This is a genomic window from Yoonia sp. 67-2 (assembly GCF_035117555.1).
Taxonomy (GTDB): domain Bacteria; phylum Pseudomonadota; class Alphaproteobacteria; order Rhodobacterales; family Rhodobacteraceae; genus Yoonia.
In genome coordinates this window covers 211,233-227,997 of record NZ_JAYKPK010000004.1, presented here as the reverse complement: position 1 = coordinate 227,997, position 16,765 = coordinate 211,233, and the positions used below count along the sequence as shown (strand labels likewise).

At 62.3% G+C, this 16,765-nt stretch carries 18 protein-coding genes; 9 read left to right on the top strand and 9 right to left on the bottom strand.

The window, feature by feature from the left end; all coding sequences use genetic code 11:
- Positions 1–100: 100 nt before the first annotated feature.
- The 8 genes from VOY09_RS08675 to VOY09_RS08640 all read left to right on the top strand — a co-directional run bounded on the left by VOY09_RS08675 (position 101) and on the right by VOY09_RS08640 (position 7,576).
- The gene (locus VOY09_RS08675; RefSeq protein ID WP_322893904.1) at positions 101–919 is read left to right on the top strand and encodes an alpha/beta hydrolase; all 819 of its coding nucleotides are present in this window, start codon (positions 101–103) and stop codon (positions 917–919) included.
- Positions 916–1,887 (top strand): threonine/serine dehydratase, encoded by a 972-nt coding sequence (locus VOY09_RS08670; RefSeq protein WP_322893905.1) that lies wholly within the window; start codon positions 916–918, stop codon positions 1,885–1,887. The genes VOY09_RS08675 and VOY09_RS08670 overlap by 4 nt, the downstream gene beginning before the upstream one ends.
- Positions 1,884–2,672, top strand: a complete 789-nt coding sequence (gene pcaD, locus VOY09_RS08665) for a 3-oxoadipate enol-lactonase (protein ID WP_322893906.1) — start codon at positions 1,884–1,886, stop codon at positions 2,670–2,672. The genes VOY09_RS08670 and pcaD overlap by 4 nt, the downstream gene beginning before the upstream one ends.
- The gene (locus VOY09_RS08660; RefSeq protein ID WP_322893907.1) at positions 2,665–3,393 is read left to right on the top strand and encodes an alpha/beta fold hydrolase; all 729 of its coding nucleotides are present in this window, start codon (positions 2,665–2,667) and stop codon (positions 3,391–3,393) included. Before pcaD ends, VOY09_RS08660 begins: the two co-directional genes overlap by 8 nt.
- Positions 3,394–3,714: 321 nt before the next feature.
- Positions 3,715–4,632, top strand: a complete 918-nt coding sequence (locus VOY09_RS08655; RefSeq protein ID WP_322893908.1) for a phage minor head protein — start codon at positions 3,715–3,717, stop codon at positions 4,630–4,632.
- Between the two features lies 1 nt (position 4,633).
- Positions 4,634–4,936, top strand: coding sequence for a hypothetical protein (locus VOY09_RS08650; protein WP_322893909.1), 303 nt, complete (start codon positions 4,634–4,636; stop codon positions 4,934–4,936).
- 276 nt (positions 4,937–5,212) lie between these two features.
- The gene (locus VOY09_RS08645) at positions 5,213–6,430 is read left to right on the top strand and encodes a TCR/Tet family MFS transporter (RefSeq protein WP_322893910.1); all 1,218 of its coding nucleotides are present in this window, start codon (positions 5,213–5,215) and stop codon (positions 6,428–6,430) included.
- A 66-nt stretch (positions 6,431–6,496) separates the two neighbouring features.
- Positions 6,497–7,576, top strand: coding sequence for a Zn-dependent alcohol dehydrogenase (locus tag VOY09_RS08640; protein ID WP_322893911.1), 1,080 nt, complete (start codon positions 6,497–6,499; stop codon positions 7,574–7,576).
- A 99-nt stretch (positions 7,577–7,675) separates the two neighbouring features.
- Here VOY09_RS08640 and VOY09_RS08635 read toward each other — a convergent pair whose 3' ends face one another.
- From VOY09_RS08635 to VOY09_RS08625, 3 genes are all read right to left on the bottom strand, one after another.
- On the bottom strand, positions 7,676–8,593 hold the full coding sequence (locus VOY09_RS08635; protein WP_322894150.1) for a hypothetical protein: 918 nt from the start codon (positions 8,591–8,593) through the stop codon (positions 7,676–7,678).
- A complete protein-coding gene (locus VOY09_RS08630; protein WP_322893912.1) occupies positions 8,554–8,706 on the bottom strand; it encodes a DUF6471 domain-containing protein in 153 nt (50 codons plus the stop codon). Before VOY09_RS08630 ends, VOY09_RS08635 begins: the two co-directional genes overlap by 40 nt.
- Positions 8,707–9,031: 325 nt before the next feature.
- The gene (locus VOY09_RS08625) at positions 9,032–9,481 is read right to left on the bottom strand and encodes a GNAT family N-acetyltransferase (protein ID WP_322893913.1); all 450 of its coding nucleotides are present in this window, start codon (positions 9,479–9,481) and stop codon (positions 9,032–9,034) included.
- Between the two features lie 27 nt (positions 9,482–9,508).
- On the opposite strand from VOY09_RS08625, the gene VOY09_RS08620 reads away from it, so the two are divergent.
- Positions 9,509–10,738 (top strand): mandelate racemase/muconate lactonizing enzyme family protein, encoded by a 1,230-nt coding sequence (locus VOY09_RS08620; protein WP_322893914.1) that lies wholly within the window; start codon positions 9,509–9,511, stop codon positions 10,736–10,738.
- Positions 10,739–10,745: 7 nt separating this feature from the next.
- Here the strand turns inward: VOY09_RS08620 and VOY09_RS08615 are convergent, their stop codons facing one another.
- The 6 genes from VOY09_RS08615 to VOY09_RS08590 are packed head-to-tail and all read right to left on the bottom strand — an operon-like array spanning position 10,746 to position 16,634.
- Positions 10,746–11,495, bottom strand: a complete 750-nt coding sequence (locus VOY09_RS08615) for a glycosyltransferase family 2 protein (protein ID WP_322893915.1) — start codon at positions 11,493–11,495, stop codon at positions 10,746–10,748.
- On the bottom strand, positions 11,492–12,406 hold the full coding sequence (locus VOY09_RS08610) for a glycosyltransferase family 2 protein (protein WP_322893916.1): 915 nt from the start codon (positions 12,404–12,406) through the stop codon (positions 11,492–11,494). Before VOY09_RS08610 ends, VOY09_RS08615 begins: the two co-directional genes overlap by 4 nt.
- Positions 12,403–13,545, bottom strand: a complete 1,143-nt coding sequence (locus tag VOY09_RS08605; RefSeq protein WP_322893917.1) for a glycosyltransferase — start codon at positions 13,543–13,545, stop codon at positions 12,403–12,405. The genes VOY09_RS08610 and VOY09_RS08605 overlap by 4 nt, the downstream gene beginning before the upstream one ends.
- Positions 13,542–14,093 (bottom strand): acyltransferase, encoded by a 552-nt coding sequence (locus VOY09_RS08600; RefSeq protein ID WP_322893918.1) that lies wholly within the window; start codon positions 14,091–14,093, stop codon positions 13,542–13,544. The genes VOY09_RS08605 and VOY09_RS08600 overlap by 4 nt, the downstream gene beginning before the upstream one ends.
- Positions 14,086–15,426: an O-antigen polymerase gene (locus VOY09_RS08595; protein WP_322893919.1), complete on the bottom strand. Its 1,341-nt coding sequence runs from the start codon at positions 15,424–15,426 to the stop codon at positions 14,086–14,088. Before VOY09_RS08595 ends, VOY09_RS08600 begins: the two co-directional genes overlap by 8 nt.
- Positions 15,411–16,634 (bottom strand): hypothetical protein, encoded by a 1,224-nt coding sequence (locus tag VOY09_RS08590; protein WP_322893920.1) that lies wholly within the window; start codon positions 16,632–16,634, stop codon positions 15,411–15,413. The genes VOY09_RS08595 and VOY09_RS08590 overlap by 16 nt, the downstream gene beginning before the upstream one ends.
- Positions 16,635–16,765: the final 131 nt, after the last annotated feature.

The following is a 16,765-nucleotide window of genomic DNA, read 5'->3' as shown; positions in this document are numbered from 1 at the left end:
CCTATGGACCCATGGCGCGGATTGCAAACCGCTTTGCCCTTTTCGCCGGTTTGAGGCCGTGCAAGACTGGCAAGTGATCAGAAAATGACCGGATGCTGCCATGCCGACCTTCCATTCCACCGACGGCCTTTCCCTGCATTACACCGATGAGGGCAGCGGCCCGCCGGTCATCGCGCTGGCCGGGCTGACGCGCAATGGCGCGGATTTCGACCATGTCGCGCCGCATCTACCCATCCGCCTGATCCGCCCCGATTATCGCGGGCGCGGGCAATCATCTTGGGCCGATCCAGCGACCTATAGCGTCGCACAGGAAGCCGCAGATGTGCTGGCCCTGATGGATCATCTGGGGCTGGCGCGTGCGGCGATCCTTGGCACCTCGCGTGGCGGGTTGATCGCGATGCTGCTCGCCGCAACGGCCAAGGATCGGCTGACCGGCGTCGCGCTGAATGACATCGGGCCAGAGATCGCCCCCGCCGGGCTGGAGGTGATCAAGACCTATCTGGGCCGCAACCCGCCGCAAAAAACCTATGACGAAGCCGCCGCGGCCCGCGCCACGCTCTGGACCGCTTTCGAGGGCGTTCCGATGACCCGCTGGCTGGCTGAAGTCCGTGCGCATTACCAGCAAACCCCCGATGGTCTGGTGATCCGCTATGATCCCAAACTCCGCGATGCCGTACTGAACACCGGCGCGCAGCCGATGCCGGACCTCTGGCCGCTCTTCGATGCTTTGAACAGCCTGCCCCTCGCCCTGATCCGGGGCGCCAATTCGGACCTCTTAACGCTGGAAACCGCAGATGAAATGACCCGCCGTCGCCCCGATATGATCCGCGCCGATGTCCCGGGCCGTGGCCATGTGCCGTTTCTGGATGAACCTGCGGCACTGGCCGCCCTGCACCAATGGTTGGAAAAACTGCAATGAATATCGACATGATCCGCGCCGCCGCCATCCGCCTTGACGGCCACGCAAGGCGCACCCCGATCCTGACCTCGCCCTTTCTTGATGATATCGCCGGGCGGCGGGTGTTTGTGAAGGCCGAATGCCTGCAACATACCGGATCGTTCAAATTCCGCGGCGGCTGGTCCGCCGTATCCGCCCTGTCGCCAGAGGCGCTGAAGGCCGGCGTCATCGCCTTTTCCAGCGGCAACCATGCGCAGGGCGTGGCCCTTGCCGCCCGCAGCCATGGCACGACAGCTGTGATCATCATGCCCGCCGACGCGCCCGCCGTGAAAATCGCCAATACCCGCGCTTTGGGGGCCGAAGTCGTGCTGTATAACCGCGCGACCGAGGATCGCGATGCTATCGGCGCGCAGCTTGCCAGTGAGCGCGGCTTGACCCTGATCAAACCCTATGACGAACCGCTTGTCATCGCGGGCCAAGGCACCTGCGGTCTTGAAATCGCGTCCGAGATGAACGCGCTTGGCGTGACCGAGGCCGATGTCATGGTCTGCTGCGGCGGCGGCGGTCTGACCTCCGGCATCGCGCTGGCGCTGGCCGCCGATGCGCCGGGCCTGCGGGTGCGGCCTGCGGAACCGGAAGGGTTTGATGACGTCACCCGTTCGCTGGCCTCTGGCAAGATCGAACGCAATATCCAGCTTTCCGGCTCGCTCTGCGATGCGATCGTCACGCCGCAGCCCGGCAATCTGACCTTTCCGATCATGAAAGACCTTTGCGGTCCGGGCATCGCCGTGACCGAGGATGAGGCTTTGCGCGCCGTTGCCCTCGCCTTTGACCGGCTGAAAATCGTGGTGGAACCGGGCGGTGCTGTCGCCCTCGCAGCGGCGCTGTTCCACCCCGAGGCAAGCACAGGCGATGCGGTGATCGCCGTGGCGACCGGCGGGAATGTCGATCCGGCGGTCTTTGCCAAGGCATTGGCGACATTGGCATGACCACAGTGATCCGCGATGGCGTGACCCTGCATTATCGGATCACCGGCCCCGATGACGGCGCGCCTGTCGTCTTTGCCAATGCGCTTGGCACCAGCATGGCGATCTGGGATCAGGTCATCGCCCACCTGCCCCCCGGCCTGCGTATCATCCGCTATGACGCGCGCGGGCATGGGCAGTCTGATGCGCCGGACGGTCCCTATACGATGGGCCAACTGGTCAGCGATGCCGAGGCGGTTTGCACCGCTGCCAATATCCGCGACGCGCTGTTCGTCGGCCTCTCCGTCGGCGGCATGGTCGCGCAAGGGCTGGCGGTGAAACGCCCCGACCTGATCCGCGCGCTGGTCCTGTCCAACACCGCCGCCAAGATCGGTAATCCGAAACTCTGGCAGGACCGGATCGACAGTGTCACCGCCAAGGGCTTGCAAGCCCTGTCCGACGCCGTCCTGCAACGCTGGTTCGGGCGCAGTTTCTACGGCACGCCTGCCATGGCCCCATGGCGCGAAATGCTGGAATCCACGCCAGTGCAAGGCTACACCGGCACCTGTGCCGCCATCGCGGGCACCGATTTCTACACCCCCACCGCTGGCCTGCGCATCCCCACGCTCGGCATCGCAGGGTCAGAGGATGGCGCGACCCCGCCCGATCTGGTGCGCGAAACCATCGACCTGATCCCCGGTTCGCAATTCATCCTGATGCGCCGCACCGGCCATCTGCCCTGTGTCGAGGACCCGCAGACCTATGCCGCCCATCTGGCGGATTTCCTGAAAGCCACCGGCCATGTCTGATTTCCTGCTGATCCACGGCTCCTGCCACGGGGCTTGGTGCTGGGATGACCTGATCCCGCATCTGACTGCTCTGGGGCATAATGCCCGCGCCATCGACCTGCCCTCCCACGGAGAGGACCGGACCCCGGCAAGCGAGGTCACACTGGACCTTTACGCCCAAGCCATCGTCGCCGCGATCGACACGCCCGTCATCCTCGTCGGTCATTCCATGGCGGGCTATCCGATCACCGCCGCCGCGAACCTTGCGCGCAACAAGATCAGCGCGCTGATCTACCTCTGCGCCTACGCACCGATGCCGGGCAAATCACTGGCCCAGATGCGGCGGATGGCCCCGACGCAGCCACTGCTGGACGCGATCATGGTGGATGACCAGCGTGTTACCTTTGCGGTCGACCCCACCAAGGCCACCGAAAAGTTCTACCATGACGTCCCACCCGAAAAGGCAGCATGGGCCATCACCCAGCTTGGCCCCCAACCGATCCTGCCACAGGAAACGCCCTTGACGCCAACCCACGGCCTGCCCTGCCATTACATCCGCTGCACCGATGACCGGACCATCCCGCCCGAGTTTCAGGTCACGATGACCGCAGACTGGCCCGCCGATCACGTCAGCGAAATCCCCACATCTCATTCACCCTTCCTGTCCGCCCCCGCACAGCTCGCGCAACATCTGCACCGGATCGCGGGCCATACAAAACCGACGTCTGTGTCAGATGACTGACCCAACGCGCCAGTTCAGAGCGGACGTTCGTGCTTGGCGCAGCGAAGGACGGGAAAGAGCCCAAAATGACGGATCCTGCACAACGCTTGAATGCTGGTTCTGACGCAAGCAGAGTATATTGCGAACGGTGGTCTTATACTTTCTTTACCAATTGTGAATAGAACCTATCTCGCGCGCACTCGGAGGTTCCATGCAACACGGTTTCAGCGATTTTCTACGGCATGGCGGTGACAGCCAGTACAAAATAGCGCAGCGGAACGACCGTCTGGTTGGCAACCACTTGGGATTGTCGCTCAAATCCACGTTTCAAATTATTCCGCTTTGCGGGCCGATTTCAGTGAACGCCTCGACGAGGTAGCTGCCGAAAACACTCAGATGCTCCTGAACGCGCTGACGCCGCCAGATACAGTGCCAAACGTTTCTGCATCCGATTTGCGAGATGTGACCGACGCAAAGAAGGAAGCGCTCAATGCATGGGACGCTCGGCTTGAGAGCGTATACAGCGAATATCAAAATCATCCGCAACGGCTTAGGCCGCTTCGAACGGCCCTGGAAGAACGCCTTTTGCGCGCCTTTGCAGGACTGATCAATCAGCTTCGGCAGGAAGACCTTGGCATTGAGATGTATATTTGGCGCTCGCAGGACGATGCCAAGGTGCGCGATAGCCATGCAGAACATGACGACCAGGTGTTTCGTTGGGATGATCCCCCGGCGGGCGGGCATCCTGGCGAAGCGCATAACTGTAGGTGTTATGCGGAACCGATTGCGCCAGCACCTCAAATCAACATAATTCTAGCGGGCTCCGATGGCAGCATTCCTCCACAGGACCTTTCAGTCCACGAGGCAGGCGGGGGCCACACCATTGCCCTGCATGTCGGAAAGAGCGAAGCCTTCCTCATTGGATCGGTTAGCATGCCACGTGGGAGAACGCTTTTTGCAAGCCTATATCGGTGGCGACATGGAACATTCCCATCCCTCGAAGCGGCACAGAGGCTAACGAACTCTAATCTGGCTAGAAACGCGGGTGTTGTGAATGAAGTTGCCAGCGGGCGCCTGCGTAGAGCCTTCATAACAAGTGATTTTTCGTCGGTAACCGGCTTTGAGGCCTATAGAACCACTCAGCGGGCCTCTTCTCCGATAGGGGTCCGGCAGACATTTGGCGTAGGCACCGTCATTGAGTATGCCCCTGACATGCCGGATGGATTTATCATTATCACATCCTATCCAAGGATTGACTGACATGACGCCGCCCAAATCCTTTTACGACTTCACCTTACAGTTTCATCAAGACCTAGATGCTGTTCATCCTGGTTGGGCCGACACCCCAGACGGGCGCAACCAAATTTATGAAGACTTCCGACAAGGTTACGGCGATCAAGCCGTGCGGGAATTAGTCACATACTGCGAGAAACTCTTTGCTGACAATAACACTGATCTCGGTTCACTTTGGCTCAAAGAATCCAAGGCTGACTGGGTTATTCCAGATGAGGGCGTTCGTTTCCTCTTTCGAGACTTTTTGGGCTGGGCGGCGTCAATGTCTTAGGCAGTTTTTCAACAAAAAACTCTTATAGCCGACATTGGCGCAGCCGCAGCGAAATGGGGCTTCGTACCGCTCTGCCGACGCTGACCCAGACAGCACCGAAGGTCCAGTTTGGGTCAGCAACGCTTGGCATGTGACACAGGATCGCTTGACGCGCCCCACCGGCAGGATTCAGAAAATCCATAGGTTTGAAACGCTTTCGGATGGCATGCGACACACCGGATCGCGGGCCAGTAAATCGCGCTTGCAAAGCACCCCGCGCAGGCTGATCCTGCGCTGATGGACAAACGCCTCCCCGTCACTTTCATCCTGATCTCGGTCGTCATCGACGCGATGGGCATCGGTCTGATCCTGCCCGTCATGCCGTCGCTGATCCAAGAGGTCGAAGGCGCGGGGCTGGCCAGTGCCGCCGTCTGGGGCGGGATCCTCGCCACAATCTTTGCCGCGATGCAATTCATCTTTGGCCCCACTTTGGGCAGCCTGTCAGACCGTTACGGGCGCAGGCCGGTGCTGATCATCTCGCTGGTGATCATGGCGTTTGACTATGTGCTGATGGCGCTGGCGCATACGATCTGGCTCTTGGTCATCGGGCGGGTGATCGGTGGGATCACCGCCGCCACGCAATCCACCTCCGCCGCCTATATGGCCGATATCTCTAAGCCTGAGGAAAAGGCTGGCAATTTCGGCCTGATCGGCGCGGCCTTCGGCGTGGGTTTCGTGGTCGGCCCGCTGATCGGCGGATTGCTGGCGGAATACGGCACCCGTGCGCCATTCTGGGCCGCCGCAGGGCTGGCCGCGGCAAACGCGATTTTCGGCTATTTCGTCCTGCCCGAAACCGTCACCGACCGGATCCGCCGCCCCTTCGACTGGCGCCGCGCGAACCCCTTGGGCGCATTCCGCAATATCGGCGCGCTGCCGGGGCTGAAACCGCTGCTGCTGATCACCTTCGTCTACACCACCGCCTTTTTCGTCTATCCCGGCGTCTGGGCCTATTTCGGGGCAGAGCGTTTCGGCTGGGGCCCCGGCATGATCGGCCTGTCGCTGGGCGTCTTCGGGATCGGCATCGCCGTGGTGCAAGGGCTGCTGCTGCGCCCGATCATCGCGCGGCTGGGCGAAAGGCGGACCGTCATCGCAGGCCTCGCCATTGATGTGGGTGCCTTCATCGCCTTGGGCTTCGTCACCAACGGCTGGATCGCGCTTGCACTGACGCCACTCACCGCGCTGGGCTCCATCGCCGCCCCCGCCTTGCAAGGCATAATGTCGCGCACCGCCGCCGACAACCAGCAGGGCGAATTGCAAGGCACGGTGACATCCATCAACGCGGTGGCGACAATTCTCGCCCCTTTGCTGGTCACCCAGACCTTCTGGTATTTCACCGCGCCGCAAAACCCGATCTACCTGCCCGGCGCGCCTTTCCTGCTCTCGGCGCTGCTGGTGCTGGGCTGCATCGCAGTCTTCCTGCAAACCCCCAGACCAAAGCGCCCCCGGACCCCATAAGGTCACGTTCAGGCTTGCACCGGCCTGCGCCGCGCGACAGGCTGGGCGCAACATCGGGAGGATCACATGACCACAATCAAAGCCGCAATCTGCCACGCCTTTGGCGCGCCGCTGAGCATCGAGACTGTCAACCTCGCCGCCCCGCGATGGGGCGAGGTCGAGGTGACGCTGAAAGCCTGCGCCATCTGCCATTCCGACGTGACCTATATCGATGGCGGCTGGGGCGGCACCCTGCCTGCCGTCTATGGGCACGAGGCGGCGGGCCATATCACCGCCCTCGGCGACGGTGTGCGCGGTCTGCGCTTGGGCGATCCGGTGGTTGTGACCCTGATCCGCTCCTGCGGCACCTGCCCGTCCTGCGCGGGCGGCAGGCCCGTCGCCTGCGAAACCGATCTGGCCAGCAGCCCGCTGACCACCGCCGACGGCACGCCGGTCCATCAGGGTATGCACACCGGGGGCTTTGCCGAACGGGTCGTGGTCAGCCAAAGCCAGATCGTCAAATTATCCGACGCGATCCCGATGGCAGCCGCCGCCTTGTTGGCCTGCGGTGTGATCACCGGCATCGGCGCGGTGGTGAATGCGGCGCAATTGCGCGCCGGGCAGGATATTGTAGTGATCGGCACCGGCGGCGTCGGGCTGAACGCGATCCAAGGCGCGCGGATCGCAGGGGCGCGCCGGATCGTGGCGGTGGATATGACGGCAGATAAGCTCGCCATCGCCCGCGATTTTGGCGCAACCGATACCGTGCTGGCCACCGATGCAAAACCCTGGCAGGCGGCCAAGGCTGCAATGGGTCGCGGTGCCGATGCGGTTTTCGTGACCGTGGGTGCGATCCCGGCCTATGATCAGGCGCCGCGCTATCTGGCCAATGGCGGTAAAGTCATCATGGTCGGCATGCCGCATTCGGGTGCGATGTCCAGCTATGAACCGGTGATGATGGCCGCCAGCGGGCAAGGCATGATCGGGTCAAAAATGGGCGATGTGGTCATCGCGCGCGACATTCCGTGGATGGTCGATCTCTATGAACAGGGACGGCTGAAACTCGATGAACTGATCTCAGGCCGCTGGCCCCTCGACCAGATCAACGAGGCCATCGCCGACACCAAAACCGGCAGCGCCAGACGCAATGTGATCATCTTCGACTGACCCTCGCATCTTCAGAGCCTAAATATCCGGCCTTATGTATCAAACGCACCAAGCCTGCGAGGACTAGGGGATGATAACGTGCAGGCCTCTGCTTTGTCCTCATCGTGTAACCCTGCAACGCTGCATTTCTTCGAACCTGTAGGCTTGCCTGATAATTACGCTCTCATCGCAGGGGAACACACTGAAGGCCCTGACTTCCATACCGAACTCAGAGGTGGTGCTTGGGCCAGTTCGATAAGTGAGGACTGTAGCCATAAAAACTTCACTGCCAGTATCTTTCAAGAAGCGGTGCGAACTGCTTTCTGGGGGCGTCAGTTCAATTTTTTCATCAGGAAAAATGACCGGATGATCGTCCACACCGATTTTGCCCGTAGACCACTGCCTCCACCCGTCGATGATCAGATCAATATCAAAGCCAGAGGGAACACGGTAAAAATGCGTATGGACCGCAACGCAGAAAGCGGGGGACTTCCCCCTATTGATGACCTCGTAGGATATCCAAGACCTCACACCGCCTCTGAAGAATTCAAGTTCAGACCCATCGATGATTTTAAGGGTCAGCCAAGGACGCCGCTCCTCAATCATTATTTCGTTTGCTCTGACACCCGCGTCTGCGGCGGTTATGGCCGCCCTGTTAGTCTCGTCAGCTTTTCTAAGGGTCAGCCAAACAAAGAACACACCAGAAGCAGTAACGAAAAGCGTAGCAAGGGAAGTGATAAACATACCAAGCGCCCAGAGAGACATGTCCTGCTGCGCCTTCAAGTCATATTGGGAAGTATAATCATCTTTGCCGGTGTTGCTGACTTCATAAGCGCACGACAAAAAGCTGATCAACCCCTCAGGCTTTCGGCATATGCTGATGCGAGACTCTATATCGTCATGATGCTGAGCGGAGGCGTTGTTTCGTTCAGTGGCGTATTCTTCCCACTTTGAATTTCCGTACAAACCACCCAGAATTAGGATAAGGACTGGTATTGCTACAAATGCAGCTGTTCTGAACCAATCGCGCTTAGACATTGGAGCATGAACGCAGCTGAAAATTTTCCACGAGATAGCTTGTTGGCAACGTTCGCTTCTTTCTCGTTGATTCCTATATCTGACAGCTTTTCAACAAGTTGGGCGTAAGTCACCCCTCTACGTTCCAACTCCGTCTTAAGAAGGTTTGTGGCCTTGGCTTTCTATTCGCCTTGAGTCGGCATGTATCACCCATCCGCCCCAAGCAACACGACGCATCTATCAAAGCCTCTGCCAGCTTGCCTTTGTGTCCACCCTGCTTGCGAAGTGTCTGTAGCTCGATGTCTATGGTCTTGTCCTGCATGTGTGCAGGGTAGCAAATCAGGGTTTGAAATGATTCCGAAATCTTGGTGCGTTTGATACATAAGGCCGCAAACATCCCCGCCAGAGGCTCCGACAAAAGATAAGCCACAAGGCTCACTATCGCACCCCTGCCGCTCATCACGCCCCACCATCCATCGCCCGATCATCCCAGTCATAGACCACCACGCCTTCCGTCTCCCTTGCCCCCAGCGCGGTATAAAGCCCCCGCGCCGGGACGTTGTCGCCCTCGGTCGCGACCCAGACGCCTGCGCAGCCCCGCGCCTCTGCCACCGCGCGCAGTTCCGTGCAAAGCTGCGTGGCGATGCCACGGCGCTGAAAGGGTTCCACCACGCCGACCTCGGCGATGAAAAACATCGGCGGTTTGTCGGGGTGATACATCACCATGCCGCTGGCCATCCCCACAGCCTGCCCGCCAGCGATAGCCAGCACCATCTCGTGCAGCGGATCATCCAGAAACGCGCGCGCCTGATCCGACAGGATGGGGTTGTCGAACAGCCCGTCCTGCACAGACAGCAGCAGGTCCAGATCATCTGGACCTAAGTGGCGAAGCGTGATTGGGTCGGGCATGAAACGGCTCCTTTGGGAAAAATATATATGAAACTCGCTGATCTGGATATCATCGTCACCGCCCCGCCTGCCCCCGGCTGGGGTGGGCAATACTGGATCATCCCCAAGGTCACGACCGATACCGGCTTGGTGGGATACGGCGAATGCTACGCTTCCTCCATCGGGCCCGAGGCGATGAAGGCCGTGATCACCGACGTCTTCGCGCGGCACATGGCGGGCGAAAACCCCGAGAATATCGACCTGATGTTCCGCCGCGTCTATTCCTCGGGCTTCACGCAACGCCCCGACCTGACGGTGATGGGCGCATGGTCCGGTCTGGAAATCGCCTGTTGGGATATCTTGGGCAAAGACCGCGGCCGCCCCGTCCATGCCCTGATCGGCGGGCGGATGAATGACCGCATCCGCGCCTATACCTATCTCTACCCCCGCCCCGACCATGCCTTGCCCGATTTCTGGTCCAGCCCCGATATGGCCGCCGATGTCGCCAGCGACATGATCGCCAAAGGCTACACGGCCGTCAAATTCGACCCCGCCGGCCCCTATACGATGCGCGGTGGGCATATGCCGTCACTGCATGATATCTCGCTCTCCGTCGCATTCTGCAAACAGATCCGCGCGGCAGTGGGCGACCACGCCGATCTACTGTTCGGCACTCATGGCCAGTTCAGTACCGGCGGGGCGATCCGGCTGGGCCAAGCCATCGCGCCCTATAGCCCGCTCTGGTATGAAGAACCGATCCCGCCCGACAACGTCGCCGAAATGGCCAAGGTCGCCGCTGCCGTGCGTATCCCCATCGCCACCGGCGAACGGCTGACCACAAAGGCGGAATTCGCCCCCGTCCTGCGCAATGGTGCGGCAACAATCCTGCAACCCGCCTTGGGCCGCGCGGGCGGCATCTGGGAGGTCAAGAAAATCGCCGCCATGGCCGAAGTCTATAATGCCCAGATCGCCCCGCATCTTTACGCAGGCCCGGTGGAATGGGCGGCGAACATTCAACTCGCCGCATCGATCCCCAATATCCTGATGGCCGAAACCATCGAGACGCCCTTCCACATGGCGCTGATCAAAAACAGCCTGAGTGTCGAAAACGGCTATATCGCGGTTCCCACAGCCCCCGGTCTGGGGATCGAGTTTGACGAGGATCTCGCCCGCGCGCATCCCTACACAGGCACCGGCCTGCATCTGCAAATGCAGGAAGACCCGATCAGCTATCACGGCATCAACACCTTCTCCGGTGGCGCGCCGGTCAAGACGTGATGGCGCGCTACCCCTGCCCCAGAAATTGCGGCAGTTTCGACAGGTTCTTGGCCATCAGCGTCCCGATCCCGCCGACGCCATGCCGGCGGATCGCGCGGTAATCCTCGCGGCTTTTGCGGATCATCTGGGCGAAACTGCGGTTGCTCGCCCCACCGATCTGCATCTGCACCATGACCTGCGGGATATAGGCCAGCCGCACGCGGCCTGTGGTCAAAAACCGCAGCATCGCGTCATAATCGCCCGAGATGCGATAGCTGGTGTCATATAGCCCGGCGCGTTCAAACACCGCGCGGCGCAGATACAGCGTCGGATGCGGCGGCATCCAGCCGCGCGCCAGCGCAGTGGGCGTAAATTCCCCCGCCCGCCAATGCCGGATCACGCGGGCGGGATCATCGCGCGCAACATATTGCAGATCGCCATAAACCCCGTCCACCGCAGGATCAGCCAGCGCCGCCGCGACCCAGCCCAGCACATCGCGATCTGCCAGCACATCATCAGCATGCAACAGCCCGATCACATCGCCTGTCGCCCGCCTGATGCCCGCATTGATCCCCTCATAAATCCCGCCATCCGGGGCAGAGACCAGCGCCATCCCCGCCAGCCCCTGCGCGCGCAACAGATCGACCGTGCCATCAGTCGAGGCCCCGTCCTGCACCACATGCTCCAGATCGCCATGGCTTTGCAGATGCAGGGACTCCAGCATCCTCGGCAAGGTCAGCACGCCATTGCGCACCGCTGTCACGATTGAGATTTTCATGCCGCATCCTTTCGGCTGGCACTCACCTGCAGACCCAGATCGATCCCCAGCACCGCCCGGATCGCCGCCACAGGGCTGGCCTTTTCGCGGATCATAAACCGTTCCACCTCGGCCAGTTTGGCATCGACCAGATAGCGATACCAAAACCCCTGCAACAGATGGAACGCCTGCCCCTGCCGCCCGTCCAGAAACCCCAGCCGCAGGATATAACGATAGAGGAAATACAACCCCGCCCGGACACCGCCGGGCAGACGCGCATAGAGGCGGGTCTTGATCCAGCGCTTTATCCCCGCCTCGCCCTGTGGCGGCACGCATAGACCCGACAGAAACCCGTGACGCTGGTTGAGGATATCCACCACCTCGCGGCTGGCATAGCTGTTATGCTTGGCGATCCACCAATCCAGCGGCTTGCGGTTATCATCAATGATCTGCCCGGACAGATGCGCCACAGGCCCCTCCACGATGATATGTTCGTCCATCCAGCGCGGCTCGACCCATCCCCGCCCATGGCGAAACAACCGCAGCATCTGTGCCGGAAACATCCCGCCATAGCGCACAGGCTGGCCTTGAAACCACATGCTGCGCCCGACAGAAATCCCCGCGACATCGGGCAGGCCTGCGTTGATCTGGCGGGCCAGATCGGCGGTGACAATTTCATCCGCATCCAGCCGCAGGACCCAATCCGTCTGCGGGCCCAGCTGATCCAGCGCCCAGTTGAATTGCTGCGCGTAATTGGTCCAGGGATGCTGCCAGACCTCGGCCCCCGCCGCGCGCGCGATCCGCAAGGTGGCATCGGTCGACCCGCTGTCCACCACGATGATCCGCGCCGCCAGCCCCCGCAACGACACCAAGGCGCGCAGCAGATGCAGTTCTTCATCCTTGGTCAGAATGATCACGGTCAGGTCGGTCATGGGACAGGCGCCATCATCGGCAGCGGGCCTGCGCCAAGGCTGCGGTAAAGCGCGGCGAACCCCGCCACCATCGCGGCGGGTGAAAAGTCGCGGACCATCCAGGCGCGCCCTTTCGCCCCCATCCGCGCCAGATCGCCTGCGGCCAGATCCATGATCGCCGCCGCCAGATCGACCTCTGCCAGATCAACGCAACGCCCGCAGCCGATATGGTCAAGCTGCGCCCAAGGCGTGGCGCTTGTGGTCAGCACCGGCAGGCCATGCGCCAATGCCTCGGCCACGACGAGGCCGAAATTCTCGCTATGGCTGGGCAGCACGAAAAGATCGGCACCGGCAAAGGCGCGCGCCTTCGCCGCCCCCTGCACCGGGCCGTGAAACCGGATGCGCGCGCCAAAAGGGGCCGCCTGCGCCTGCAAAGCCGCGACATGCACAGCCTCGCCCCCGCCGTACAGATCCAGCGTCACATTGTCCGGCAGAGCCGCCAGTGCCGCGATCAACCGGTCGATGCCTTTCTTGGGATGTAACCGCCCCAGACAGATCAGCCTTAGCGCGCCCGCGGGCCGAAACAGCCGCGCGCTTTGCTGCGGGATCGCAACGCAATTGGGGATTATCGCCGTGGCGATCCCGGGCAGACGGGTCACGCTTTGCGCCGCCTCCATCGCAGCGGTGACATGCAGGATACTCCGCGCCGGACGCAGGCACTGGGCTGCGCGCTCAAACAGGTGCTTGACCGTTTTGCGCGGCGCATCCGGCCAGTCTTGCGTCGCCTGCAAGGCCCCACGCGGCGACCAGACCACAGGCTTGCCCAGCGCGCGGGCAAGCGCCAGCGTCGGCAAGGTCGGAAAGGAATAGGTGCCGGTCAGATGCACCAGATCGGCCCAACCCACAGCCGCAGGCAAATGCGCGAGCAACCCCGGGGCCACCGAATGCCCCGCGATCCGCCGCGCATAGGTGACGCGATAGGGCAGCGGCACCCGGCGCAGCCGATCACCCACCGCGGGCCCCGCCGCATCACTGGTCAGCACCCGCAGAGTGAAACCGGGATCATCCGCGATCCCGTCACAGATCGCCTTGGTCGACCAGATCGGCCCCCCCCAAAAGGTCGCGGGATAAAAACTGGGGCTCACATGCAGGATCTTCATGCCGCCACCCTTTGCGTTATGCCAATCACCCTTGCAGGATTGCCCGCCACGACGGCACCCGCCGGCACGTCGCGCGTCACCACCGCCCCGGCACCCACCACAGCACCATCGCCGATCCGGCGGCATTGCGGCAGGATCACGGCGCGCAGCCCGATCCAGACGCCGGTGCCGATACTCTTGCCCAGCGGCACCGGGGCAGATCGCGGGTCCAGCCCGTGATCATGGGTGTAAATCACCACCCCTTCGGAAATCAGCACATGATCCCCGATCACCAGCCCGCCGGTCGTATCCAGATGCACATCGCGGTTGATCTGCACCTGATCGCCGATGCGCAGCCCCGCGCGCCCGGCCTCGGCCGACACCTCCACCCCGCGCTGCAGATAACAGCCTGCACCGATCCGCACGCAGCCCGGATCGGCAAAGCGCACACCCGCTTGAAACCGGCTGCCCGCACCGACCTGCGCCAGCGTCGCATGATGCCACAGGCTCGCCGCGCAGAGCGCCAACCGGCGGCACACCCGCCCCGGCAGATAGATGATCCTAAACATGCTGCAACCTTTCACCGGGCAAAACCTTCCAGCGCAGCGGGCGGAAAAACAGCGCCATCACCGCCATGATCAGGAATATCTGCACCAGCGCCGCGACGACAAAGGCGCTGAAGGATGATTGCAGACAGGCCTGCACGAAAGGGTAAAACAACACCGGATATAAAAACGCAGTCCCCCAGCGCGCGGTATGGCGCGGGTCGAGCAGAAACGCCTCCCCCTTGCGGAACAGCCAGCCCAGCAGCGGGGCCACACCCAGCCCGCCCCAGCCAAAATTGATAAATGCCTCCCCCGGTCCGGTGACGTTGAACGCGCCGCCGGTGACCACACCCATCACCTCTCGTTTGAAATAGACCCCCAGATCAATCGCAGGCTTATCCGGCCAGACCTCGCGCGGCACCCAGCCAAAGACCCACCAGAAATAGCTTTGCCCCAGCAACATCTGGTCGGGTTGCAGATGGCCGGTGACCATGACCGCGACGTTGACATCCAGAAAATAGGTCGACCCGACGATCTGGCGCAGGATATCTGCGCCATCTGCGCCCAGCCGCAATTGGGTCATATATCCCGCCAGCAGGACGATCCCGAAAGCGGCCATCAGCCCGATAGCCACCGACCGCCAGCCCAGCCGGCCCCCCAGCAGCGCGAGGGTCGCCAGCGCCGACACCGCCAGTTCCACCAGCTCAAACCGGTCACCCGAGATCAGCGCGATCCCCGCCAGCGCGCCCGCCAAAACCAGGACCAGCCCGATCAGCGCAGGTCGCGGCTTCACAATGCACTGCGCCAGACACAGCACAAAGGCGAATTTGGGCACAATGAACAGCGTCTTGATCCCCGCCAGCGTCGCCCCCACGCCCGCCGCATTCACAGCGATCTGCTTGCTGCGGTTCAAGGCCGCGATCACGCCCGGGTCACCCAATCCCGCGCCCCGCGCGCGCAGGATCACCAGCAAAGTGACCAAAGAGACCAGCAGCGCAAGCCCCACCAAAGCCCCCATCGGCCGCACCCCCGCCGCCACGCCGCGCACAGCGATCACGCGGGGCGCACGCGGCACGCGCTTGCAGGCCAGCAGATAGCCCAGACAGATCAGCACGATAAACCCGCCCAGATAGATCGCGCCGCGCAACGCCGCCCCCGGTGCCGGATCGAACTGCGCGTAGAATGCGAGATCGGGTGCTGCTGCATAGACCACGACCTTGGCCAGAAATCCCAGCGCAGAGAAATACCCCAGCAGATGCATCGGCGACACAAAGGCCAACAGCCCTTGCCGCGCGCCCAACCAAAATGGCAGCAAGGTGCAAAGCAAGGCCAGCGCGACGATCAGGACATCCGCCATCGGCGCGCCCCGCTCTGAAACGCCAGCGTATTCACCCCGGTCCCGCGCCAGAGCCAGAGCCACAGCAAGGCACTGCACAGCCCGCTTCCCAGCACATAGGCCGCAGCATTGTGCAAAGGATCAAGCGGGGTCAGCGACAGCGCTATCCCCAAATAACCCAACAGCCCCGCCAGCCGCGCCCAAGCGGCCAGATGGCCGTGCCCGGTCAGGCTGGCGACTGTGATCCCTTGGGCAAAGACCAGTTGGATCATTGCCCCGCCCAGCAACACCAGCAACACCGGCACCGGCAGGCCCGGCACAAACCATGCGGCGACCGGCAGGATCACCGCCGCCAGCGCCAGACCGGGCCAAAGCGCGACCCCCGCGCCCGCGACACTCGCCGTTTGCAGCGCCGCCCGGTCGCTCGCGGCATGCGCAGCGCTGATCGGCCCGGCACTGACCCAAGTCGCGACCGTGACCGGCAAAGCCACCAGATTGGCCAGCCGCCGCAGCAGCGCATAGATCCCGATCTGTTCAGCCGACAACATCTGCCCGCCCAGAATGATATCGACCTGCGCCAGCACCATCCCCAAAATGGCAGAGGCCCAAAGCCCCGGTTCCCAGCCACCGAAAGGCCGGTCGCGCCCGATGATCTGTTGCAGGCGCGGATCACGCAGACAGGCGCATATCGCGCCAAGGCAGATCACGGCAAGGATCGTGGCCGCCAGCCACAGGATCGCGCCCGCATCGCCTTGGCTCAGACCCGCCAGCCCCAGCGCCAACACCGGCGCGCCATCGCGCAGCGCCATCGACAGATGCAGCGACCCCAAGGCGCGCAGGACACTGCCCAGACAGGCCACCAGATGAATGGCAAGCGCTGCGGCCAGCACAGCACCCCAAGGCACCCCGGCCCATATCAGCGGCAACAGCGGCAAGGTCAGCATCGCTGCCAATCCCGGCAATCCCAGACACAAGGCCAGCACCGCAAAAGGATGCATCCCGCGCCCGTCGCCCAGTCGCGCCAGCAAGACCAGCGGCCCGCCAAAGCCCAGCAAAGTCGCCGCCACCAGCGCAAGCCCCCAGAGCACGATCAGCGCCCCGAACCGATCCAGCCCCAGCACAAAGGCCAACCCCAGCACCACCACCATATGACCCGCCACCAAAGCCCCGCGCAAAAGGATCGCGCGCAGCGCCGGGTGGTGGAAAAGGTGTCGGACAGAGAAATGCATCACAGCCAGCCAGTGTGGCGGCGCAAGGATCGCGCCCGCTCTGTCAGCGTTAATGCTTCATTGAGATTAATATAGTGTTAACACCTGCGTGGTTTAACGGGGCAGGCAAGACCGCCACACAGGATACAGGC